Below are 24,602 nucleotides of genomic sequence, written 5' to 3'. Positions count from 1 at the left end.
ACTGCTTCTGCTATTACTCCACCTGAGTGGGAGATGACTCGAAGAGTTATGTCTCACTCACTTTTTTATAGTACTTATTGTAAATCTCTATAGAATAAATAAAAATGAATTCCAATGAAACCTTTTTGACAAAATCAGAGTCTAATAGTTATCAAGGGGAAGGAGAAGTTTATGGAAAAGAAGGAACAAATACGTTTGGTTAAAAAAGCAAAAAATGGCGACGCGCAAGCGTTTATAACACTTTGTGAAGCCTATCAAGTGGTGTTGTACAATTCTGCTTATAAATTACTTTTAAACAATGAAGATGTAGCCGATTGTCTACAAGAAACTGAAATTCGTGCCTGGCAAAAAATTACGAATATCAAAAATGAAGCAGCGTTTAATTCTTGGATTTTTAGAATTATGATCAATATCGCTAAGGACATCTTGGAAAAAAGAATTGAAACGGTTGAATTTGAGGAAAGTTATATGAGCACAAAAGAAAGCAATGGTGAACAATCACACTTAGAAGAAGAATTTAATCAATTACCCGATAGATATAAAATCCCTATCGTGTTACATTATTACGCAGGTTTTAACGTTAATGAGATTTCCGAACAGCTGAATCTGTCTAAAAATACAGTTAAAACAAGACTTGCACGTGGCAGAGGAAAATTGAAAATATTATTGGAGGGAGAAGAAAATGGCTAAAAAAAGGAAGACTATTATCATACAAGAAAAGGAAATTCCAAAAGAAGTAATGGCAAAATTAGCTCAGAGTCGAGAAAACATTTTAAACGATCAAATTAAGCAAGAAAAAAAGAAATTCCAAATCAAATACAAGAAACAAATTGGCATCACTTTAGCTCTAGCCGCAACACTTATTTTAATTGCTATGATCAACCCACAAATAAATACAGCCATCAAAAATGCTTTCGGCATTAGCCAAGATTCTGGTGTTGCGGTAGTAGAAAATAACGGGATACAAAATGAACTCCATTTAACGAGCACAGAAAATGGTCGAGAGATTACATTGACAAAATTTATATCAACAAAGAAAAAATTTGCCTTTGATTATCAATTTAAATTGGATGACGAAAAACTAAAAGAGCTACTGAAAAAACAACGTTCTCCTGATCGACTATTCACTAAAAATGCGGCAAATGCTCAACATATTGAACTTGGTCTTTTTGTTAATGATAGCGCTGAAGACATGTTTTCTGGTGTCTCATCTCAATCTACTTTCCGCATAGAAGGAGATACTTTTTACGGCTCTGTTGTAGCTACTTTTAATCGAGAAAAAATTCCTGAAGATGCTAAATTGACCCTCCACATTTACAAATTATCTTGGCAAGATGCTGAAGAACTTGATCAAGCTTTTGCCGAAGCTTCTAAAACAGGCAGTCCTTTTGGTGTTGACAATGCTTTAGAATATGAGGGAGATTGGCGTTTTGATATTGATTACAAACCATTGACCCAAACAGCAGATACACAAATTAGGAACGTGAAGAATATCACTGATATCAAAGCAATCAGTGATCCTTTACAAACAACCGTTCAATTTATTGCACCTCTGCAAGAGTTTAATTCTCCTGAAAATCTTCTTAGCCCAGAGGTTACTTTATATAAAGATGGTGTACAAGCTGAAGATCAACTATTTACACAAATATATAATTTAGAAACTGGAGAAATCGAAGTCTCAATTAACCTAAGTTCATTAGATAAAACATCGATATATAAAGTCCAAGTCAATAAAGTGGACTACTCTTCTGGTGAAGTAATGGAGGAAATTGGCTTTTTTGAACTACAAAACAAATAAGCAATTTTCCTAAAACGAAAGAGTGACGGACACAACTAAAAATAGTTTTGTCCGTCACTTTTTAATAATTATCAATCACACTTCTCAATAGCGGCTAAAAACCATTGTTTAAACAGCTGTGCATCAATATCCGCACAAACCCGACAATTAACCGCTTTCCCTAAATATCCATCTAAATCAACTAACGTGGCGCCTGCTGTCAACGTACCTTGCGTTTCAACTGCAACATAAGCCTCTTTCACTTCAAATATTTCAGGCTCTAACAAATAAGCAATTGCACAACCATCATACATCTTCAAACCAGTATCTGAGTGACCTCCTCGATAGTGTTGAAACAACTGAGCAATCATGTCTCCGGTTTTGTTCATTTTTTGGATTTGATCGCTTACTTCTGGTAAGACTAACGCTTTTTCTCCAACATCTAAACTCACCATCGTTAATGGAATTTTACTTTCATATACGATTTTGGCCGCTTCTGGATCCGCAGCAATATTAAATTCCGATAATACACCGTAATTCCCTCTCCCCAAAGCACCGCCCATAATCACAAGTTCTTCGATTCTTTCCACACATTCTGGATAGATTCTCAGTAAAAGCGCAATATTCGTCAATGGACCGATCCCAACAATCGTGGTTTTCTCCTTAGATTCCATCAATACCTTGTACATCTCGATCACTGCATGATTTTTCGTTAATAACTCATACTTAGACTTAGGAAATTCATAGCCATCCATTCCTGTACTCCCATGAATGTCACTTGCATTGATTGCTTCACGCAACAACGGGCGGTCAGAACCAATCGCAACTGGCACTCCTTTGTTCCAAAAAGCCAACAGTTTTAGCAGATTTTTTGTTACTTTATCCACACTGACATTGCCTGCCACTGTTGTAAACAACCTGATATCCAACCTTTCATCAAATAATGCAGCCGCAATTGCAACAGCGTCATCAATTCCAGGATCTGTATCGATGATGATTTTTCTTGGTTTTTTCACTTGACTATTCCTTCCTTTTAAACTTTAGCTACACAAAAAAGCACACTCTCCCATGCTGATTTCACTTCACTAAAGCTACCCCTTTTTTATATAAAAAACGGGAAACAGAAAAAGTGCCTGTCTTCCCGCCTTCTTCTATTTTTAATAATCTAATTGCTTCAAATGTAGTAAGAACGACTCTTTCGTCAATCTCTTGATTGTATATAAGCGCTCAATCTGCTTACGGATTTTTTTATCCTCTTTTATCGCAGGATCAAAAACATCTAGCAATGTACCGATTCCATATTCTACTAAAATACCGATTCCGCCGCTACCAACAGCAAAACCTAAAGTATCCGTATCATCTAATTGTCCCCTTTTGATTTCTGCGATATTTTGACTAAAATCCCCTTCAACAATGATTTCATCTGTCTTCTTCTCTAACTCTGCGGCTAATTCAGCTTTTGTTCTTACAGTTACTCGTTCAAAATCCATCCCAAAAACCTCCTTTTTTAATTATTATACGCTATTCCTATTTTTTTACTAGTGGTACTTGAGAATGAAAAAAAGAAGCTAAAACCATGCGCTGATTTTAACTTCTACTCTTTTACTTTATGCCCCAGTCATTACCTCTTCTACCAAAGAAACGGCTTTGCCTTTCCCGCGTTCCACCAATAATGCTAGTTGGATAAAAGCAAACAAGACATTACTTTGCTTAGAGTAAGCAAAGTACCTAGACTCCCAGTTAGTTACATATTGTTCCTTTTCTTTGCGTGTATCTTTGAATCCATACACCTGATCGCCATATTTATAAAAAATATTGATAAAACGCTCATTTAAAAACGAGTATTTCGTTTCGCCAACATTCGATAGCGGAGCAGTACCTAGATCGATGGTTTGATACCCTCGTTGTTGATACTCCGCAATAAAATGAGTCAACAAGAAATCCGTAACATGCTCTGGAGCCGTTTCTGTATACCGTAATAAATCATAAGACATTTCACGATTTATCACAATTGGCTTAGCGGTAATAAAACCAATCACTTCATGACGTTCATTTCGCATAATACCAATATCACTTAACCGTAAATACTCTTTATCAAAATGACCACCAACAAAATTCCGTTCCCGCCCGTTTCCTAACCATTCCTCTGATACACGAGCTAACTCTTGAAAAAGCTCATCTGAAACAGGTTCGTGATACATCATAAACGTATACCCTAAATTACTTAAATGCTTTAACTCCATACTGTTTGTTGCTAAAGAAATCGGTGCCGAATCGATACAAGCAAAATCAACAATTCCTTCTTCGCCGACCTTCATAAAATTAAATCCTAAATCATGCAAGATCATTGTGTATGCTTCACTAACTCGGTAAAACGCCGCTTGATACCCAAGTAAATCTGCCCCATCCATAAAAGCTAATGTAGCTTGAGCCCATTTTTCTTGATTGCCGATTGGATCAGCTAAAACAAAACATTTATTGCCCTTGATCTGATAAGCAAATAGGACTTCATCTTCATTTTGTTCCTGATAATAATAATAGGAATAATTTTTTAAATACAGCAAGTGACTCCCTTGTGTTCCGCCATATTTATCGATCAGCGCTGTTAAACGTTCTTCTTGATAAGACTCACCTAAGCTTTTTGTCGTATCGGCTAAGTATTGATACAGCGTAATCAAGCCGATCATCGAAATACCCAGCCCAATCAAACCAGAAAACCAAACATCATCTGATGGGAAAAGCAAAAATGTGTGCGGCAGCGGCCCTATTTTATCTGGATGAGAACTATAATATCCTGCAACTGCATAAATTATGAATAAGAAACTAAACAAAACTCCATCAACTGCAAGCGCCCCCCAAGAATAAACAAATTTTTCTCGGTAAAACTCTTTTCTTGCTAAAAAAACAGCGGACAGAATCACTAAATAAACTAAAATCAGTTGCCACGAAGCCGTTCTAGAAATCGTATTGGCAATCCCAAAAATCAATAATCCAATCGTGGGCCAATACGCTTTTTTTACTTTCATCGAAATTCCTCGAGCTAATCCTAACAATAAAAAGCCGATCAACATATTAAACGTTTGGTCTAAGAAATCAAAAGAAAACGGCAAGAGAAATTTAAATAATCGACTCACGTTCGATAGATTAGTGATCGTTGAAAGCAACACCATCATGATCCCCGCAAAATAAAGAGCGGCAACTAAAATAAAATGAGCCACTTTTTGCGAAAATATTCGTGGTAAATTATCCAAAAATCGATTGATTTTAATCCCAGTTTGATGAATAAATAGAATAATGCCCGTAATAAAAGGCAATACATAATAAAATAACCGATAATAAATCAACCAAACGACCGCAGTAGATTGCCCTACCCCCAACTGAGATAACCCCAAAATCATCAACACATCAAAGGTTCCCATGCCACCTGGCACCATTGTCAGCATGCCTATCAAGGTCGCGATCACAAACATCGGATAAACCGATATCAACGACACATCCACTTTCATCAATGCCCCAACACTTAAAAAGACAAACATCGCACCTAACCATTGTCCAAGTGAAGCGCCAAAAAGAAGATAAATACCTTTCGGGAAAAAATCTTTAAACAAGGTATATTTTTTTAATTGCGTAAACAACAACAACGCCGGCGCAATCAAACTTCCTGCAAGTAACCAAAGCCAATACTCTCGAAATAAACTATCCGGTCGAATAAAAAAGACATCAATAAATGCAATAAACGATAAAATCGATAGTCCAGATATCATAAACAAAGCGACTTTAGAAACGGTTGCAACAACTTTTTTATGCGGCGCATCTTTGCCATAGAAATTAGCCCGTAATGTTGCTCCAACTACACCGCCGAAGCCCGCAAGGTTATTGATTGTATTTGTGACCCAAGCAGAAACAAACCACTCCCAGCGATTCATTTTAGGCTTTCCTTGGTCCTCCAGCACTTTTACTACTACTAAATCATATAAAAGCATCGGCAAGACACCGATAAAGCCTGCTAAAACCATTCCAATTATACGAAAGCGGTTCTGCTGTCCCATAGTATGAAAAACATCCTGCCAAGTCATTCCTTGAACAATATGGGTTACTTGATTTGCCACAAAAATTAAAACTGAACCTAGAAAGATCAATTTTAACAATAGACTGTGCTCTTTCATCCAATGAATTAGTTGGTTTATTTTATTTTTCATCTGCTCACCACCTTTGTATTTTTTAAAGAGTTTTCTTTTATATGTTATCTTATAACAGGTTATTTTTCCAGTTTCGCTCTTAAAACTACAAAAAAACAGTTGTTAAGCTTCTATTTACTAGCCTAACAACTGCTTTCACAAAATGACTATCTACTTATGACTCTTATACTCTTTTCCGATTTGATCTGCCACAATAATTGCTGCTTTTACTTGATCCACTGTAATTGGGAACGGCATTGAGTGGATCGATTCTTCTGGAATGCATGATTTTTCAGCTACTTCTGTTAGCTCAGCATCCGAAATTTCTTTCACCCCTAAGTCGGCTAAACAAACCGGTAAGCCGATCGATAAAGCAAAATCTAATACTTCATACAATTCAGATTTTGGCGCATTTTCTAAAACCAACTGACAAATCGTGCTGAATGCTACTTTTTCGCCATGTGTGGCACCATGCGCATCATGTAAAACGGTCAAACCATCATGGATCGCATGAATGGCAGCGAGTCCTGCACTTTCAAAGCCTAGGCCTGAAAGTAAAATATTGGCTTCAATGATATTTTCCAAAGCAGGAGTTACCACATTATTATCTGAAGCTTCTTTGGCTTTCAATCCATCTTCCAAGATTGTTTCATAACATAATTTAGCCAGTGCTAAAGCAGTATTCGTCCCTTTAGCAGGAGGACAAACGCCTTCACGGGCGCCACAAGGCAATCCAGCATTGACATTCGAGTAGGAATTATGTGTTGCTCTAGCCTCGAAATAAGTAGATAAGGCATCACCCATGCCAGAAACTAAGAAACGTGTTGGCGCATTTGCAATAACTACCGTATCAATCAAAACGACACTCGGACTTTGTACAAAGTAAGCATAATCGTCAAACTGACCGTCTTCTGTATAAAGAACTGCTGAATGACTCGTTGGCGCATCTGTTGCAACGATCGTCGGTACAATGATCAAGTTGTGCCCTTCTGCCACACATTTGGCTGTATCGATCGCTTTTCCACCACCAAGGCCGATTACGCAATCACAATCATTCTCTTCAGCAACTTTTTGCAGGCGAGCGACTTCTACTCGCGACGCTTCTCCATGGAAATTACTTTCGACAAAGGAAATATTAAATTTTTCAGCAGTTTTATCTAGTTTCTCTTTCACTCGGCTGACGTCATCTGCATGGGCAATCAATAATGCTTTTTTCCCAAAGGTTGTCACAAAATAGCCTAAATTCAATAACTCATCTTCACCTTGAACGTATTTCGTTGGACTAATAAACGCTTTTCTCATGTTTGCAAACTCCTATTCTCATCTTATTTTATTTTTAAAGGGGCTAACTGCTCCTTTATGGCATCGATCGGTGTATCTACTTGTAACAATGCTGCCGCTGTATAAGCGCTCTCTACTAAGGCCGTATCGAACAGTAACACTTCTTTTTCTGTCATATCAATGGCCATTTCCAAATTCATTTTAGCGCTACCTAAATCATAGAATGCTAGTAATGTTTGAGCAGAATTTTTTTCAAATGCGTCCATGATTTTTTCAAATGACGTTCCGACTTCTCCTTGATCCAATCCTGCTGCAACAGTGATTGGCACATCTTTTGCCACTTCTTTGATCAAACGGTCCACACCTTCGCCGATTTCTTTGACGTGTGACACAATAACTACACCATTACGCATCAAACACACCTGCTTCCATTAAAGATTGAAAGAAATACAGACTGGACATTGCACCGGGGTCAATATGACCGATAGACCGTTCCCCCACATAAGACGCACGTCCTTTCGTTGCCGCAATCTCTTTCGTCGCTTCTACAGCAGATTCTAGTGCGGCATCTGTTAACGTGCCTTTTTTGATTGCTTCGATTGCAGGTGCCCATTCATCCAACATTGTTTTTTCGCCTGGCTGACTGTTCCCACGTTTTTCGATTCCTGCTAATCCAGCTTCTAAAATTGGTAGTGCATCAGATGTTGCTGCAGAAGCTTTTGCCATTTCCATCATCGCTGTTCCATAAAGCGGACCTGAAGCGCCACCTACTTTGCTGATCAAAGCCATTGCAGTCAATTTGAAAATATCTTGCACCGTTTCTGGCTCTTTACTCTGCAAACTTTCACTCACAGCTTCCATTCCTCGAGCCATATTATTACCATGATCACCATCACCGATTGGTGTATCTAATTCACTTAAATAGTCTTTATTTTTATCGATTTTTTCTTTGAATAATTGTAGTGATTTTTTTAAATTATCTACAGTAAACATTACAATTCCCTCCGTTTTTTCAAACTATACGTAAACACATTCAATCTCTGTCAGACTTTACCATGCTACTGTCTCAACATCCTCATTCAACGCGTTTACCCAATCATCTTCCACTTTCAGCAACGTCACAGAGAGTCCAGCCATTTCCAAGGAAGTCATATAATTACCCACCTTAGAAAACGCGATTTCTACACCTGCAGCATCCAATAAATTCATTGCATCTTCATAAAAAATATATTGTTCCATTAATGGTGTACCACCTAATCCATTGACCAAAATAGCGAAACGTTCTCCTTTGTTCCACTGAAATGCATCTGCTAATTTTGAAATCAATTCTTCTGCCATTTCCTTAGATGGTTTGATTTTTTCCCGTTTATAGCCTGGTTCTCCGTGGATGCCAACACCAAATTCGATCTCATCATCTGCTAACACAAATCCAGGCTTCCCAACTTCTGGTACCGTGGCACCTGTTAATGCAACCCCAATCGTTTTTAAATTGTTGACAACGCGTTCTCCTAATGCAACTAATTCCTCTACAGAAGCGCCGTTGCGTGCGGCCGCACCTAAAATTTTATGAACTAGAATCGTACCTGCTACACCCCGTTTGCCTTGCGTATAGGTGCTATCTTCAACTGCAATATCATCATCCACAACAACTGTCCCAACTTTGATATCTTCCATTTCCGCCAAGTCTTTTGCCATGTCGAAATTCATAATATCGCCAGAATAGTTTTTTACGACCATCACAACGCCCTGTCCTTGATCGACTGCTTTGATTCCTTCAAAAATCTGATCAGGCGTAGGAGATGTAAAAACTTGTCCGCAAACTGCAGCCTGCAACATCCCTGATCCGACAAATCCAGCGTGGGCAGGTTCATGACCGCTGCCGCCTCCACTGATCAAAGCAACTTGTTTGCCAATTTCTTTTTGCTTTAAAACAAATGTTTCTGGAACTTGTTCTATTGTTTCATGATGAGCTCGGACAAATCCTTGTACCATTTCTGGAACGACATTTTGCGCTTGATTGATAATTTTTTTCATGATATTCCCTCCTGTTTTTCTATTAAGACTGTATAAGCTTGTTGCTCTTTTGCTTTATCTAGCTTCACACGCTAATCTCTCGGAAAAAAGATAAAATCTGAGTGAGGCAAAAAGCACCTCAATCATATTTTCCTATTTTTCTGTCGAGACTGAGCGAGCTTGTTCAGCTTTCACTTTTTGTATACGTTTACAATACTCGCATATGGAAAATGTTGCAACGGACAAACAACAAAATGTGTCCGCTTTCATTTATATTCCACCTAAAGATTGTAGTTTTCAGATAGAATACAGCGTATAATAGAAACAGATATTATTGAAAAGGAGCGAAGGCTCAATGAAGCAATTGATTAATTCCCGCGGACAGATTCGCCAACAACTACTAGCAGGACTTACCTATACATATAACGATACCTTGACTTGGCAAGAAAAGACTGGAATCGTCACTAAAAAAGTGATTCCCGAGGATAAAGTAGTTTTAATCAGCGGTGGTGGCTGTGGACATGAACCAGCTCACGTTGGCTATATTGGTGAGAATATGCTGGATTGTGCGGTTATGGGTGCTATTTTTGAACCACCTGTCAGCTCAGAAATTCTTCAAGCGATCGAACAGACATACAATGGGCAAGGTACTTTACTGATCATCAAGAATTTTGAAAAAGATTTAGCCAGTTTTTTAGAAGCTGAACGTCTAGCTAAAGCAAAGGGGTTAACAGTCTCTCATGTCATTGTAGATGACGATTGTTCAATTGAAAGTGGCACATTCGAAAAAAGACGACGTGGAGTTGCTGGAACTGTTTTTGTGCACAAAATTCTTGGTGCAGCAGCCGCTGAGGGTAACTCTCTAGATGAGCTAAAAGCATTAGGCGAACAAGTAATCCCTCTGATCAAAACATTAGGTGTTGCTTTTTCACCCGCTTCTCCTATTGGTGTCATTCCCCAACAATATGAATTAGCAGAAAATGAAATGTACTTCGGTATTGGTATTCACGGAGAACCTGGCTACCGTATTGAAACAATGCAATCCTCTGAACGAATCGCAGTTGAGCTTGTAAACAAATTAAAGCAGCAATATAAAAAGAAAGAATTGAGAAAAGCAGCTGTCTTAGTAAATGGTTTAGGTGGAATCCCTTTACTTGAACTTAGTGTTTTTATGAACGATGTCCAACAATTATTGGATATTGAAGATATTGACGTCGTTTATAAACGAATGGGCGATTTTTTAACTGCTTATAATACAAATGGTCTTTCTTTAACTTTATTAACAATCAAAGAGGATAAATGGTTGGATTATTTAAGGATCCCAACTGATGCCTTTGGCTGGAAATAAAAAACGATACATCAAAAAGACAATGAACAACAGTGTAAATGCCACGTACACCCCGTTGTTCATTGTCTTTCTTCAAATCCCATTAAAAAGGCAATTTTCATTTGCTCAGCAAATCGATGCGAATCAATCTTGCAACCCTCAATAATCCATTTTGTCGTTAATGAAACAAATGCATTCGCATAAAATTCTTCCAGAAATAAGCGATCCCCATCTTCCAGAGTCTCGTCTGTTTGCTTTTTAACCACTAAAACTTGATGGATCAATACTTTCAAATGTTGTGTATAATATTCTTGAAACGAGTTTTGTCCCTCAAAAGTCAGGATCCTGCGATAAAATACCTGATTTTCCTCAAAGTAGACAAACAAGTTTTCCACAATAAATTGCCAACCCTCATAAGCTAAATTATCTTCAATTTTTTCGATTGCCTCTTGTCGAAAAATCCAGTCGGCTAAATCATATTTATCTTGAAAATAATCATAAAACGTCTGGCGGCGCATGTTACTTTCCTTCATGATTTTTGCGATCGTGACTTTTTCAAAACCGATCTCAGCAACAAGCTTTTTAAATACCTTCGCAATTTTCTTTTTCGTAATCAATGATCCTGTCATCTGCATACACCTTTGGTTTCTTTAGTCCTTTTATTGTACCAGTTAATCTGCATTTAGAAAATCAATCATCTTATCCTTAAATAAAAAAAGATAAAGCTAGGATATCAGGCCTAACTTTATCTTTGGATAATACTTATAAATTTTGTCGTTCCAATGTTCTCAATGAAATATAGCCAAACACAACAATTGAAAGGACTGTCAGGAATAATTGGAAAATATAACTTCCAGTTGAACTAAAGTCAAATGAATAAGCTAGAGTTTTCAAAATTCCTGTTACTAAACTGCTGATAATATTGAACCCAATGAACAGCAAGAACGAAAGATTTTTTCCTTTCATGATGATACAAGAGGTTGCAATCACCATCAGCATATTTAAATAGCCAAGCAATCCTGAAAAAATAAATTTTCCAAAGCTTAAATCTGTATAATAAAATGCTGAATTAAAACCATCCGCAAAATCATTCCAAGCATCTAATTGTACTAATTTTATCAAAAATAAAATTGTTGGAATCAATGCGATCATTAGCATCAATGCAATCGTACAAATAAATATTGCACCAACTTTTGCAAAGAATAATTTTCGTCTATTCACACCAGAAGCAACCATCATCGCCATAACATTATTCTTGTAATCCATAGAAATCATATGGAATGGGTAAACGTACGCAAAAATAATATTACCAAAAAAGACAATTACACCAACGAATGCTACTGTTCCCAACATTGATGCAGTAGCGCTTGATTCATAATATGAATCTGAAAATGTCGACGTTAAACTTAATGAAAGCAATGTTAAAACAATATTCAAAATACCAATCACTCCAGCCGTGATCAAAAAGCTTTTATCTCGTAAAAATTTAAATAACTCCATTTTAAAAATCAGTTTTCCAGTCATTTTCACCCCTCCTAATTCAATTTCTCATCTAAAATTTTCACTTTAGATAATTCAGAAATGTCAATTGCTTCTTCTGTTAAACGTTGTTTAACCAGTACCCAACGCTCATCAGAGATATCCAATTTAACGCCGCCTTCATCATCTACTTGATAGTAATAATTGGCTTCATCCAACATTTCTTGTAGACGGGCATTATTGGTCGTATCGATACGGCGAATTTGTTTTTCTTTTTCAGCATTGATGTCGATCGTTTCTGAAATTCGACCGCGGTCGATCACATACACGATGTCACATAATGCTTCTAAGTCATTTTGGACATGACTGGAAATTACCAATGTTAAGCCTTTTTCTGTCAATTGTTTCAAATATTTTTTAAACCATTTCACCGTGTCGATATCTAATCCGCGGAATGGTTCATCTAAAATCAAGACTTCTGGAGTATGCATCAATGCAATCAATAAAATCAATTTTTTCTGCATCCCATATGAATAAGTTTTTACTTTTTGATCCAATACAGCGTATAAATCCAACTCTCTTGCCAGATCTCTCGCTTTTTCTTCATCAAAATTACCACGCAACCCAGAAAAATACTGGATATTGAACCAACCTGAACGGTTCGAATAGACAGACATGCCATCTAAAACGATTCCCACATTCAATAGCACTTCATTGTGCTGTTTCACTGAAGTGTCATCAATCAAAATTTCTCCTTGGTAATTGGCAATGATATTGGTCATACATTTAAACAACGTTGTTTTACCTGCGCCATTATGACCAACTAAACCATACGACGTGCCTTTTTCGAAGTCTAATGAACGGATGTTCAAAACTTCAGCACGACCATAGCGCATAACTAAATCCCTTACTTTAATTTCCATAGTAATCTCCTTTAATTTTTTTGTTGTCCTTTTCTTTTTTTCAGTACCCTAAGTATAAAAAGACTAACAATAATAGTTTATCATGTTTTTTCCTATATATGGAAACAGATTCAAAATAGAAAACGTTTTTATGGAATTGTGTAGGAGGATGTTCAATATTTGTTGTATTCTTATTCAACTTTTTTGTTACTTCCGACCTTAACTTTTGATAAACTGAGTATCACAAAAATAAACACTTCTAATTTCTCAAGATTAGCATTTTAATATTATTCTTGTAATAAAGTATTGATAGTAGAGCACGATTTACATAAAATACCTGATAAAGTCTCTGCACGAAAAAGAAAAAACGGAAATCAACTTAATCCAATTGATCTCCGTTCATATTTCTATCTTATTATTCCATCGTTTTGTCGTGCAAGATAAGTCTCTAGGTATTCACTCAATAGCTTATAGCCTTCCATCTTTTGTTCCACTTCTTTCGGGCAGTAAATCCACTTACCCATAACTTTTCGTTTCCTTGATAGAATATCTACTTCTTCTAAAAAATCATTTAAGTCATTGATTAATTGCTGCATGCTTAATTCATTACCCAACAAAATATCTTTTTTCTCTCGTTCATATACAGACGCCCATAAATAAGGCAGTACTTCAATGCTGCGAATATTCGCATAAAAGTCATCTTTGGGCATCATTCCCTTGTGTCCCAAACCTCGTCCTTGTTGGAACAAAGAATGAATATCCCATTCTAATTTTTTTAAACGGCGTAAAGATGGCCCCTGTGTATCTTCAGCGTCACGATTATTTTGATCGTAGCCTTCATCTAATCCCCAAGTATTTCTTGTTCCGGTTGCCGTTTGAGGATGCTTCTCTGAGACCCGATCCAACATTTCTTCGATCGCCAAAGTAACTGTTGGCCTTTCTTCTTCACTCTCTATGACAGGCTTCACTGGTCTGTTTGCTTGTAGAAAGGTCTCTTTTGTTGGAAAACTTCTACCTGTTTGTGCAGTCTGATTTTGCTGTGGTGCTGTAGAGCGTTTTGGTGGTGCTGGCGGTCCCATCATAGTATTATTTCTTGTCACAGCCTCTTGCTGAACAACTGTTGCAGGTTCTTTTTTAGCATTTGGTGTTGTTTGTGCTGCTTGACGCATTTTTTGTTCTAATTCAGCAATTTTTTGATGTGCTTTGATTAATTGAACATCTACTTTACCAACGGTTTGTGTCAATTTTTTGATTTCTGTTGCATTTGATTTTAATTGCTCTTGATCTTTTTGGTGTTGTTCAGCTAGTTGTTTCGCTGAATCACTTTTTGTTAGTTTTACTGTTGGTACTTTTTTCTTATTCTTTTTAACTGTTGTAAGTTCCATCTCAACGTTTTGCAATTTCTTTGTCAATTGATCGATCACTTGGTTCAACTTAATAGTTTCTGAGGCTGTTTCTTGTAGTTGTCCATGATCCTTCTCAATTCTTGCTAATGCTTCAGAATCTGGGTTCACTTCCAAAACATTGGATTCTACAGCACTCAATTTATCGTCGATCTGCTGTAATTGTTTCGCAATCATTGTGACTTCATTACTGGTTGTTGCTAATTTTTCTGCTAGTTTATCTTGTTCATTCGTTGTTTTTTTAGCTGTCGAAAAGGTTAGTTTAGGTCTTGAGGTTTGTTTATTTTTCTCAATTGTGTTGTTCAACTCTATCACTTGCTGATCTGAGCGACTTATTCTTTGACTGAGCAAATCAATTCGCTTCATTGCTTCCTCTAGACGCATTTCCATAGTCGGTCCTGATTCTTCGTCTGAACCAAACATAATTTTAAATTTCGGTGGTGTCTTTGGTTTTGGCATATTTGCTAATTTTTCATCTACATATACTTTAAATGTTGAAAATTCTTCCATTAATTGAACAATTTTCTTATTCATTATTTTTAATTGTTTGGCATTTTCAGATTCCAGTGCTTCTTTAGCTGCGACTTTGCTTTGTACTACTTTGACTACAGGTGGTGTTCTCCTGTCTTTAACAGTCTGGACCTCTTTGTAGATATCATTTAGATTTTCACTAAATTGATTCATCATTTCTGTTAGAAGTAAAACTTCACTATTGGTTTCCTGCAGCCCTTTCACCATTTCAAGCGGAACTTCTTCAGAGAAGTTAGACATATGCTCTAGTGGCAATTCAGGAACTTCTAAACTACTGATCCAGGTCCGTAAATCACTGATTTGTAATTTACTGAGTGGATGTGCCAAAGCCAAAAGTAATGTAATGTAAACAGCTTTTTGTGTCACGCGTACATAAAGATTTTTTGCGACACAATCTTCAAATTCATGATTGAATTGTTCTGGAAGATCTGCCAAAAGTGCTTCAAATTGTTCTGGCTTCTCATAATCTTCCGATACCTCGAATTTTCTTAGGAGATAGACAGAATATTGACTCAACACATCATCTGAATAGAGCTCTTCCCCTAATCGACTCGCTTCAATTTCTTTTCTAAAAAAAACTTTTTTGCTTCCTGTTGCATTCTTTGTAAGATTCAACTTTTCCATATGTACTAACGGCCCCTTTTTCACTTGTACCTTACCTTTTTATTTAGAAACACCCTTTTTATGATCAAAGAGGCTGGGTCCAAAGTTTTGCTTTAAAAATCAAGACCATCAACTTTCTTTAAAAGCCGATCAGATTGAATGGGTCATGTCTTATCAAATAACTTTTGTAACACCAGTTTGCTTGGATTAAGGCAGCATCACGTAACACTAAGCTACTTATGCTCCAATCCCCTCTACATCCTTTTTTATAATTCTATGTTTACTACGTTCTTTTTTAAACAATCATATTTAATTTTACCCTAAAAACAACCCGATTTGTTTTCATAAAATGTGCTGATATCATAAAAAAATGAGAATATCTCGTTTCAAAATCGATTTTCCATCTTTATTTATTTTAAATAGCAACAAAAACAAAATAAAAAGGATTTTATTATCCTTTTTATTGGATTTATATAAAAAATATCGTATTTACTCCTTATATTGTTTTTCAATTCGTCGATCTGGTATGATCCACATAATCAAAATCCCAATATTTACAATTAATACGAAATAGGGATGGATTAATAACCCTAAGACCAACCCTAGAATATTTAGAAAAATCGTTACATACGCTTTATTATAACGTTGAAACAGATTTTTTAATGTTGAATCACTGCCGTTTGCTCGGATCAACTCACGAGTCAGCACCAGATATGAACTATTCGCTAAAAGTGTCATCACACCATATGTTAACTGAGGAATTAAACTATCAATAAAATCCCCCACCCAGGCAGTAGCAAATGGCACGAGTGTTAATGTAAAAATGAAAAAGTTATTCGCCCATAGAACACGTCCATCGATTTTGTGTACTAACTGAAACATATGATGATGATTATTCCAATAAATCGCCAGCATGACAAAACTTACTATATAAATGAATAACTTCCGCTCAATTCCTACTAAACCAGCTAAAGTATCTGTTGTTGGCTGACGTAATTCTAAAACTAAGAGGGTCATTACGATGGCTATAACGGCATCTGTAAAAGCTTCTATTCTTGATTTCGACATATTTTTCATCTCCTTCTTTTTAATTTTACGTTCTTTTTAAGCAAATGCAATGAATATGACCCGCCTAAAGATGGAGAAAAAATCAGCCTAAAGGTGGATTTCTTGAACGGGGATTCTTGCTATACTTTATTCATAGAGAACGAGAGAAAAAATGGAGGTTTTCATAATGAGACAACGATCAATGGTAATGAATATATTAATGGTAATCGGGTTATTTTTCGTAGGAAGTATTGTTTTAAGTATTGCACTTGGTATTTTAGGTGGACTATTATGGTTTGCAATTAAAATCATGATTCCTGTGGCTATTGCAGTTTGGTTAGTTCGTATGATTTCAGGTTCATCTAATCGTCGTAGATATTACTAATAAATAGAAAAAAAGATTCGACCTAATAAGGGTTGAATCTTTTTTTCCTTGTTTATTACTTAGTTTCTGTTGTATACATTTTATCTCGATAACGCAATAATTGTTGCTCCTTGATTTCTTCAATCGCTTTTACAGCATAAGCAAGTCCCTTATGGTAATCTTTATGAACTTGTTTGGAAACAGTCAAAAGATTCGTTTCATGATCGCTGCCACCTTCGGATACGAAAACTAAGTGATGGATTTCTACTTGCTGATTGCTTGTTGGAATTCTAACGCCAAAACGGTTGGTAAAGGCTAAATCTTCGCCTGTTATCCTACAATAGAATCGATCTCTACTGGCAATTCTATAAGGTAACGTGGAAAGGCCCCGCTTAAAAAAAGTTGCTTTCCCATAATTCCGACTACAACGGTCTGAGCAAAATGATCTGCGCCGACCTTCTAAAGGTTGGTTACACCATTTGCATAAGCTTATATCTTCTCGAAAATCAATCGTTTCAAAACCTAATGTTTCACCAAAGGCTTTTTCATATTCATAAAGACTCAACCAGCGTCTTGTATAGGTATCTGATGTTTCTTCTAAACGTAATTGGCTGCCCTTCGCTTTATAGATATATTTATCAGGAATCTCTTCAACAGTTTCCTGAATGTCTTTTTTCCTTTCAATAGAAAACGCTGAGAAGTCATTAACAGGCAATTCTCCCACACCAAATTGTCCAATCGTTTTACATTTAAAACAAAGGTAAAATTGCGGTAAACCTGAAGACTCTTCTGAAAAAAGTAACTCTACTTTTTTTGAGCATTTCGGACAATAGGCTTTCGGTAGTTTAAAACGATGATAATTCATGGTGTCATTCCTTCGTGTTTTTTTCTATTATAACGTATTTTAGAAATAAATAAGTAGAGAAGGAACTAATTGACATCCTTCTCTACTTCTTTATTATTCAATTAGAATTGGTCATTACCCTAATTCTTCTGTTTTTTTAACGATTTTTTTGATTTCATGAATCGCCTTCTTTTGTTCTAAATAACTTTTCACTTTATTTTCATCGCTATCGATTTTACCCAACGTTGTATCTAATTTATCGATTTCATTATTGATTTTACCAACCAATGATTCTTGATCATCGATCCAGTTTTCAGTATTTTCAACTGCTTTATCACGTGCTTTTTGTTCGTCTTTTTCAATCTTATTTTCTTTTCGGATAATTGATTTTACTTCATGTAACGCTTTTTCTTGTTCATAAAAATGTTTGATTTTGCTGTCAGTATCTTCCATTTTTCCAAGAGTAACGTCTAACTTATCCATTTCTTTACCGATTTTTTCTACTAATTTTGCTTCTTTTTCTGCATAATTTGTCATAACTTACTCCTCCTTGTCTTATCTAAATGCATAAACAATATGTGTGATACCAAAAAGCATAAAATAAAATCCAACTAGAAAACTTAATGTTAGAGCAGAAGATAAAGGATTCATCAATAGCATGATTCCTAAAATAATCCCTAAAACATCTACAACTAAGGTAAACCAAAAGTACCCTGTACTAACTGATTTCGCCAAATCTAAAGCAAACAATCCAAAAACAGAGTCTAAGATAAACCAAATTGCAAATATAAACGGTAAAGCTGCAACACCGATATTTAAATTGAATAAGAAATACACACCGATAATAATATCGATTACACCTAAAATAATTGGTGCATACGCTTTGTACCCTGTTAATTCTTTCATTCTGTTACGAGCGAAAATTTCAAAGATTCCTTTCAAAATCGCAAATATAGCAAAAACCATCACAATTGCAATCAAGTTTCCAGCTGGATCTTGAAAAGATAATAATGCTGTTAAAACAAACAGAATGCCTAGAATCAAAGAACCCCAATCAATGCCTTTTTTGCTTGTTTCATTCATAATTTCCCACTTCTTCCTGTTTTATTTCTCTTTACAATTTTATGGTACTCCTAAAAAATGACTGGGTCAAAACAAAAGGCCCTAAAAACAACAAACGTTATTTTTCTCACATAAATCACACAAAATCAGTTATTTTCTATCAAAAATCATTCAAAAAATTAATTCAAGCACATATGAAAGATAAAAATTCGCCAGATTCCCTATAACTATGAATCATACAAAAAAATTTTATAAAAAATCTGCTATATTGCTTTACAACATAGCGGATTTTTAGTATATTGTATTACAAGATACCAATATCAAAGGAGGAACTTAGTTGGATGCTACCCAGATGTTAAAAGGTTTGCTCGAAGGTTGTATCTTAAAAATTATTCAAAAAAAGACTGTTTACGGGTACGAGATGATTACGCTCTTATCAGAATATGGCTTGAATATGGTCAGTGAAGGTAGTATTTATCCCATCTTACTCAAGCTTCAAAAACAACAATTGATTTCAGGTGAGATGCGTCCATCTTCTGAAGGACCAAAAAGAAAATATTACTCTTTGACACCAACTGGAGAAGTTTATTTACAGCAATTCGAAAAACAATGGGCATTGATCTCCACAGGCGTTAACAACATTATGGAACAGGAAAATGAGGGCTGAACATGAACACAAAAGAGATTATCCAACAAAATAACGAACTAAGAAAACAGTTACATCCAGAAAATAAAAAATACTATGAGGAAATCTTGCTTTATATCCGCGTAAACGTGAATAAAGATGAACAACAGACAGAAGAAATTCTCTTAGAAATTTTACAAGATATTTTAGATGCACAAAAAAATGATACTTCAGCGCAAGAATTTTTCGGGAAAAATCCGAAAGAAATCAGCGATCGTATTTTAGCAGAATTACCCCATAGCGCTAGAACAGATTTAATAAAATTTGTTCTTATGATCTTCATTTTGCTCCTGCAATTTAATTTATTTAATCTTCTACTTGAGCCTGTAATAGCAATCAGCCTGTTTAAAACAGGTCTTCCTATCTTGTTGTTAGGTTTAGCCATCGTTTTTATACTTGCAGCAGTGAAATACAGTGGGTTTTCAAAAAAAGCAAGTTATTCTTTTGGTCTATTAGCTTTTGTTTGTTGGCTAGCTACTTTTTTAATTCCGATATTCGATAACATGATGAACGGTATAGGAAAAACAATCATACTTTCTCATCAAACATTTGCTTTGATTCTACTTGTTTTATCCGGGATTATTTTAATAGGATATTACTTAGAGAAAAGCAGCTTTTTAGAGGCCATCCCGACGGTCATTCTAACCATTTTAGAATTCACTATTCTACTAGGATTAGTGAATCCTGCCACATTGTCTTTAGGGAGTAAAACGATCTTCTCAACGCTTCTACTACTAATGATGTTTGTACTCCCTTCTATTCAATTTTATAGGCAGGAGAAAAAGAATTAGCTACAACTGTAACAAAAAAGATCAGAGTCAAAAAACGATTAACGTTTTTTAGCTCTGATCTTTTTTTATTTTTTCTTACCAATCGATTGAAATGCACGTTTGATTACATCAAAAAATCCTAATGACTGTACCATATGATCCGGCGCTACATATTCCTGCATCTTCCTAAGCACTTTTTTTGGTTGCTTAGAAGAAAACGTAAACGTTCCATTTTTCTTTGTTTGGATCGCATAACGAGGAATCCATTTCCCCTTAAACATCACAGAAGCAATCACATAATCAACTTCTTCCCACGGAATTTGAACAAATTTTCGGCTATCACGAGAATTATAAAATTCAAAACCTTTGTCTCCGATCATAATTTTTCCATAATCCGTAAGTCCCGTAAACGCGGTGGCATCTGTTATGAAATCTACTTTAGTATTCAGTGATTGAACCATTTTATCTGCTCCATTTCTTCCGTGATCTATAGTCTTTATTATATGTGTTTTCAATCAATTAAGCTATGTAAATGAAACTTGGGACAAAACCGAATGGCTTTATCCCAAGCATAAAACTCATAGACGTATTACAGTAATCCGATTACGTGACCAAGTACACCGACTACGAATAAGCCAAGAATAATAACGATTGGAGAAACTTTTTTCTTCAATAACCACATACATAAAAATGTAAGTAGTAACGCTGCTAAACCAGGAATCAATTGATCCAAGTTATTTTGCAATGTCGTTACTTTCATTGCTGAAAGTGCCTTGCCTGAGCCAACTTCTTCAAAGGCTTTTTGTAACCCTTCACCATTGATTGGAAGTTTGTCCCATTCAACATACGCACCTTTATCCAATTTAACCGTTGAAACGATTGGTATGAACTTGATGGATACCCACCGCTGTACGAGCGCCGCCAGTACAAACATACCGAGAATCGAAGCACCTTTTGTAACATCTTGCAACAACCCGCCTGAAAGGTCTTCTGTGATCTTAGAACCAGCTTTATAACCGAATTCTTGTGTATACCACATAAATGACCAGCGAATGATATTCCAAGCTAAGAAGAAAATGATTGGACCAAGAATGTTCCCACCAATTGCTAGTGAAGCTCCTAAGGCACCTAACATCGGACGGATCGTAAACCAGAATACTGGATCACCAACACCAGCCAAAGGTCCCATCATCCCAACTTTAACACCTTGAATCGCTACATCATCAACAGGTGCGCCATTGGCACGTTCTTCTTCCAATGCTAACGTTACACCTAGAATTGGTGAAGCAATGTATGGGTGAGTGTTAAAGAACTCTAAGTGACGTTTTAATGCCGCTGATTGATCTTCTTTTGTTTTATATAATTTACGGATCGCTGGGATCATTGAAAATGCCCAACCACCATTTTGCATACGTTCATAGTTCCAAGAGCCCTGAATGAATGTAGAGCGCCATGCAACGGCTAAACGATCTTTTTTGGATAATTCAATTTTTTCTGCCATGTCTTTTCTCTCCTCCTTCAGGATTAATAATCATTTAAGATATCGCCTAGTGGGTCACCAGTATTGCTTCCGCCGCCACTACCATTTGAAGAACCACCCATTTTAGAAAGGTTCAAGTAGATCAACGCTAACGCAACGCCTAAAGCACCAAGTGCGATCAATGTTAATTGAGAAATTGCCGCTACAACGAATCCGATGATAAAGAATGGCCATACTTCTTTTGTTGCCATCATATTGATTACTAATGCGTAACCAACAGCTACAACCATACCACCACCGATAGCCATACCTTCAGTTAACCATGCTGGCATTGATTCCAATGCTGATTGAACCGTTTCTGCTGGAATGAATAAAAGTGCTGCTGCTGGAATCGCAATACGGATCCCTTGCATACATACTGCTAAAATGTGTAACATTTCTATTTTTCTGATATCGCCTTTTTCAGCTGCCGCATCCATCATGTGAACGATCGGTACAGCGAGTGTACGAACGATCATTGTTAAGAAAAGACCTGCTACTGCAAGTGGTACAGCAATCGCGATTGCTGATGGAACACCTTTAACACCTTGTCCGCCTAATACTAAAATAATTGCTGATGCAACAGATGCTAATGCCGCATCCGGTGCTACTGCGGCTCCGATGTTTGCCCAACCAAGTGCGATCATTTGTAACGTTCCGCCAAGAACGATCCCAGCTTCCAAGTTCCCTGTTACTAAACCGATCAACGTACATGCCACTAACGGTTGATGGAACTGGAATTCATCAAGAATTCCTTCCATACCAGCTAGAAAGGCAACTAAAATTACTAAAATAATTGTTATAATAGACATGATAAGCCTCCTATTTTCATTTGAATTTTTGGATTATTTTGAGTGTGCTTGTGCTAACTCATGTTTTGCTTTTTTAAGGATTTCATCCATGTTTGCGCTAGAGTCATTTGGAACTTTACGAACGTCGAATTTAACGCCTAAATCTTCTAATTTTTCAAAAGCATCAACATCTTCTTGTCCCATTGATAATACTTTACTTACGACTACTTTGCCGACTGAATGTGCCATAGAACCAACGTTTACTTCTTTGATATCTACGCCTGCTTCGACTACTTTTACCACATCTTCTGGGTTTTCAAATAACAATAATGCTTTGGTATTCCCAAAACGTGGATCTTTTGAAATTTCAATCATTTTGCTGATTGGGATAACATTTGCTTTAACCCCTGGAGGCGCTGCTTGTTCGATCAGTTTTTTACGAAGATCATCTTTAGAAACAGCATCTGAAACAACGATAATACGATTTGGTAAAACCGATTTTGTCCAAGCTGTCGCTACTTGACCATGTAATAACCGAGAATCGACACGTGCTAAAACGAACTTGATTTTGCCGTCACCGACAACTGTTCCTGCTGGTAATGCCCCTTTTGGTTGCGCATCTTCCACAGCAGCTTTCGGTGCTTCTGCAGGCTCTAGCTCTTCTGGTTTGATTCTCACACCTTCTTTAGCTGTTTCAAGAATGTGTTTAGCAATTTCTTGCGCTGAATTCATTGAAAAGCGTGATGCATATGCTTCAATCAGCATTGGTAAGTTCAAGCCGCTAACGATCGCCCATTTGTCTTTATGTTCTTCAAAAAGACTGTTTGCTTGGTTAAACGGTGTGCCTCCCCATAGATCAACTAAAAATAATACTTCGTCTTCTTCATCAAACGTTGCGATTGCCTCTTTCAGCTTTGCTTTTAAATCGTCTGGGCCTTCGCTAGGCATCAATACAACTGCTTGTACTTTTTCCTGTTCGCCAAAAATCATGGAACCGGATTGTAAAATGCCTTGAGCAAATTCCCCATGGCTAGCAATAATAATTCCTACCATAATTTGATACCTCCTATATTTTTTTCAATTACTTGGTTATTACCCTCATCAACAGACGAAAACACTTGCTAGAAAATTATAAAAAGAAAAAATGCATGACTCTTTTTGTGCTCTCAATTGCTGCTTGCAATCTGTCAGATGATTTTAAAGTTAGAACCATCTATTGCTCAACGATCAGTACTCACTTTTTGATCGATCGGATCACTCCTTCCAATACTATGCATAAGTTTCGACAATTGGCATCTAGTTCATCACTTCATTTATATAGAATCTGAAAAAGAATTATACTAACTGTTCTTTTTTCAGCAATTCCATCAAATCTACTTGGTTATCTGCAACCACTTTTCGAATTTCCAATGTAATTCCTTGATCATGTAAATATTTGAATGCTGCAATATCCTTTTCGTTGACAGCAACAGCATTTGTGATCATTCGTTTACCACTAATAAAGCTCATACCCCCAATATTGACAGAGGTAAGTTTGACATTCCCTTCAACCACACGTTTTACATCTTCTGGATTAGTGAACAACAACATTACTTTTAAACTGTCAAAACGCTCATCGGCAAAAACGTCGATCATCTTTTCAACCGTAATGACATTTACTTTTACGCCTGGTGGGGCAGCTTGTACCAGTAATGCTTTTCTTAACGTATCGTGAGCAACTGCATCGCTTATAACTAAAATTCGATTTACATTCGTACTTTTGGTCCAGACAGTAGCAACTTGACCATGTATCAAGCGATCATCAATTCGCACTAAACGAATATCCATCATGTATTGTTCTCCTTTTTTCCTATTGTCTAATCAATAAATACTTAGTGTGTTATTAATAAAATACTATGTCCAGTCATTTATTGCCAAAATAACGACTAGCGGAATCGACTACATCATCAAAAATTAAGCGATTGCGTAGTAGGCAGATTTCACCCACGACTTAATTAAAGCAAGTATCGTGCCAAAAATAGTGTAT

General features: G+C 36.4%; 26 protein-coding genes. 6 read left to right on the top strand and 20 right to left on the bottom strand.

Annotation, left to right across the window (positions count from 1 at the left end):
* The first annotated feature begins 171 nt into the window (after positions 1–171).
* Positions 172–690, top strand: a complete 519-nt coding sequence (locus A5821_RS12255; protein ID WP_086314868.1) for an RNA polymerase sigma factor — start codon at positions 172–174, stop codon at positions 688–690.
* Positions 683–1,798 (top strand): hypothetical protein, encoded by a 1,116-nt coding sequence (locus A5821_RS12250; protein WP_086314866.1) that lies wholly within the window; start codon positions 683–685, stop codon positions 1,796–1,798. The genes A5821_RS12255 and A5821_RS12250 overlap by 8 nt, the downstream gene beginning before the upstream one ends.
* A gap of 71 nt (positions 1,799–1,869) precedes the next feature.
* Here A5821_RS12250 and rihC read toward each other — a convergent pair whose 3' ends face one another.
* The 7 genes from rihC to dhaK all read right to left on the bottom strand — a co-directional run bounded on the left by rihC (position 1,870) and on the right by dhaK (position 9,270).
* Positions 1,870–2,793: a ribonucleoside hydrolase RihC gene (gene rihC, locus A5821_RS12245; protein ID WP_086314864.1), complete on the bottom strand. Its 924-nt coding sequence runs from the start codon at positions 2,791–2,793 to the stop codon at positions 1,870–1,872.
* A gap of 141 nt (positions 2,794–2,934) precedes the next feature.
* On the bottom strand, positions 2,935–3,267 hold the full coding sequence (locus tag A5821_RS12240) for a hypothetical protein (RefSeq protein WP_086314862.1): 333 nt from the start codon (positions 3,265–3,267) through the stop codon (positions 2,935–2,937).
* Between the two features lie 117 nt (positions 3,268–3,384).
* Complete coding sequence (gene mprF, locus A5821_RS12235) at positions 3,385–5,976, bottom strand: bifunctional lysylphosphatidylglycerol flippase/synthetase MprF (RefSeq protein ID WP_086314860.1); 2,592 nt, start codon at positions 5,974–5,976, stop codon at positions 3,385–3,387.
* A gap of 150 nt (positions 5,977–6,126) precedes the next feature.
* A complete protein-coding gene (locus tag A5821_RS12230; protein ID WP_086314858.1) occupies positions 6,127–7,257 on the bottom strand; it encodes a glycerol dehydrogenase in 1,131 nt (376 codons plus the stop codon).
* Between the two features lie 23 nt (positions 7,258–7,280).
* A complete protein-coding gene (dhaM, locus tag A5821_RS12225) occupies positions 7,281–7,649 on the bottom strand; it encodes a dihydroxyacetone kinase phosphoryl donor subunit DhaM (RefSeq protein ID WP_086314856.1) in 369 nt (122 codons plus the stop codon).
* Positions 7,642–8,229: a dihydroxyacetone kinase subunit DhaL gene (dhaL, locus tag A5821_RS12220; RefSeq protein ID WP_086314854.1), complete on the bottom strand. Its 588-nt coding sequence runs from the start codon at positions 8,227–8,229 to the stop codon at positions 7,642–7,644. Before dhaL ends, dhaM begins: the two co-directional genes overlap by 8 nt.
* A gap of 57 nt (positions 8,230–8,286) precedes the next feature.
* On the bottom strand, positions 8,287–9,270 hold the full coding sequence (gene dhaK / locus A5821_RS12215) for a dihydroxyacetone kinase subunit DhaK (protein WP_086314852.1): 984 nt from the start codon (positions 9,268–9,270) through the stop codon (positions 8,287–8,289).
* Between the two features lie 334 nt (positions 9,271–9,604).
* Between dhaK and A5821_RS12210 the strand changes: the two genes are divergently transcribed.
* Entirely contained in the window at positions 9,605–10,597 is a 993-nt protein-coding gene (locus tag A5821_RS12210) for a dihydroxyacetone kinase subunit DhaK (protein ID WP_086314850.1), read from the top strand.
* A 59-nt stretch (positions 10,598–10,656) separates the two neighbouring features.
* On the opposite strand, the gene dhaS is transcribed toward A5821_RS12210, so the two are convergent.
* The 5 genes from dhaS to A5821_RS12185 all read right to left on the bottom strand — a co-directional run bounded on the left by dhaS (position 10,657) and on the right by A5821_RS12185 (position 16,562).
* Positions 10,657–11,205 carry a dihydroxyacetone kinase transcriptional activator DhaS gene (dhaS, locus tag A5821_RS12205; protein ID WP_086314848.1) on the bottom strand — a complete coding sequence of 183 codons (549 nt, stop codon included), beginning with the start codon at positions 11,203–11,205 and terminating at the stop codon, positions 10,657–10,659.
* A gap of 133 nt (positions 11,206–11,338) precedes the next feature.
* Positions 11,339–12,100, bottom strand: a complete 762-nt coding sequence (locus A5821_RS12200) for a hypothetical protein (protein ID WP_086314847.1) — start codon at positions 12,098–12,100, stop codon at positions 11,339–11,341.
* Between the two features lie 11 nt (positions 12,101–12,111).
* Positions 12,112–12,978, bottom strand: coding sequence for an ATP-binding cassette domain-containing protein (locus tag A5821_RS12195; RefSeq protein ID WP_086314845.1), 867 nt, complete (start codon positions 12,976–12,978; stop codon positions 12,112–12,114).
* Positions 12,979–13,364: 386 nt separating this feature from the next.
* Entirely contained in the window at positions 13,365–15,515 is a 2,151-nt protein-coding gene (locus A5821_RS12190) for a hypothetical protein (RefSeq protein ID WP_086314843.1), read from the bottom strand.
* Positions 15,516–15,983: 468 nt separating this feature from the next.
* Positions 15,984–16,562 (bottom strand): TMEM175 family protein, encoded by a 579-nt coding sequence (locus A5821_RS12185; protein ID WP_086314841.1) that lies wholly within the window; start codon positions 16,560–16,562, stop codon positions 15,984–15,986.
* 166 nt (positions 16,563–16,728) lie between these two features.
* Between A5821_RS12185 and A5821_RS12180 the strand changes: the two genes are divergently transcribed.
* Entirely contained in the window at positions 16,729–16,926 is a 198-nt protein-coding gene (locus tag A5821_RS12180) for a hypothetical protein (protein ID WP_086314839.1), read from the top strand.
* Positions 16,927–16,981: 55 nt separating this feature from the next.
* On the opposite strand, the gene A5821_RS12175 is transcribed toward A5821_RS12180, so the two are convergent.
* From A5821_RS12175 to A5821_RS12165, 3 genes are all read right to left on the bottom strand, one after another.
* A complete protein-coding gene (locus A5821_RS12175; RefSeq protein ID WP_086314837.1) occupies positions 16,982–17,770 on the bottom strand; it encodes an HNH endonuclease in 789 nt (262 codons plus the stop codon).
* Positions 17,771–17,884: 114 nt separating this feature from the next.
* Entirely contained in the window at positions 17,885–18,286 is a 402-nt protein-coding gene (locus A5821_RS12170; protein WP_086314835.1) for a hypothetical protein, read from the bottom strand.
* Between the two features lie 18 nt (positions 18,287–18,304).
* On the bottom strand, positions 18,305–18,832 hold the full coding sequence (locus tag A5821_RS12165) for an HdeD family acid-resistance protein (protein ID WP_086314833.1): 528 nt from the start codon (positions 18,830–18,832) through the stop codon (positions 18,305–18,307).
* A 316-nt stretch (positions 18,833–19,148) separates the two neighbouring features.
* On the opposite strand from A5821_RS12165, the gene A5821_RS12160 reads away from it, so the two are divergent.
* Together A5821_RS12160 and A5821_RS12155 are read left to right on the top strand one after the other, a co-directional pair.
* A complete protein-coding gene (locus tag A5821_RS12160) occupies positions 19,149–19,478 on the top strand; it encodes a PadR family transcriptional regulator (protein WP_086314831.1) in 330 nt (109 codons plus the stop codon).
* Between the two features lie 2 nt (positions 19,479–19,480).
* Positions 19,481–20,287, top strand: coding sequence for a hypothetical protein (locus A5821_RS12155; protein WP_086314829.1), 807 nt, complete (start codon positions 19,481–19,483; stop codon positions 20,285–20,287).
* 65 nt (positions 20,288–20,352) lie between these two features.
* On the opposite strand, the gene A5821_RS12150 is transcribed toward A5821_RS12155, so the two are convergent.
* The 5 genes from A5821_RS12150 to A5821_RS12130 form a co-directional block, all read right to left on the bottom strand.
* Positions 20,353–20,727 (bottom strand): DUF956 family protein, encoded by a 375-nt coding sequence (locus A5821_RS12150; protein WP_086314827.1) that lies wholly within the window; start codon positions 20,725–20,727, stop codon positions 20,353–20,355.
* Positions 20,728–20,855: 128 nt separating this feature from the next.
* A complete protein-coding gene (locus A5821_RS12145; protein WP_086314825.1) occupies positions 20,856–21,767 on the bottom strand; it encodes a PTS system mannose/fructose/sorbose family transporter subunit IID in 912 nt (303 codons plus the stop codon).
* Between the two features lie 23 nt (positions 21,768–21,790).
* On the bottom strand, positions 21,791–22,597 hold the full coding sequence (locus A5821_RS12140) for a PTS mannose/fructose/sorbose transporter subunit IIC (RefSeq protein WP_010762081.1): 807 nt from the start codon (positions 22,595–22,597) through the stop codon (positions 21,791–21,793).
* Positions 22,598–22,630: 33 nt separating this feature from the next.
* Positions 22,631–23,629 carry a mannose/fructose/sorbose PTS transporter subunit IIA gene (locus A5821_RS12135; RefSeq protein WP_086314823.1) on the bottom strand — a complete coding sequence of 333 codons (999 nt, stop codon included), beginning with the start codon at positions 23,627–23,629 and terminating at the stop codon, positions 22,631–22,633.
* 282 nt (positions 23,630–23,911) lie between these two features.
* Positions 23,912–24,406, bottom strand: coding sequence for a mannose/fructose/sorbose PTS transporter subunit IIB (locus tag A5821_RS12130; protein ID WP_086314821.1), 495 nt, complete (start codon positions 24,404–24,406; stop codon positions 23,912–23,914).
* Between the last annotated feature and the right edge of the window lie 196 nt (positions 24,407–24,602).

The organism is Enterococcus sp. 7F3_DIV0205, from assembly GCF_002141365.2.
GTDB classification, from domain to species: domain Bacteria; phylum Bacillota; class Bacilli; order Lactobacillales; family Enterococcaceae; genus Enterococcus_L; species Enterococcus_L palustris.
The sequence above is the reverse complement of the archived record's forward strand: the minus strand, read 5'-3'. Positions and strand labels throughout refer to the sequence as shown.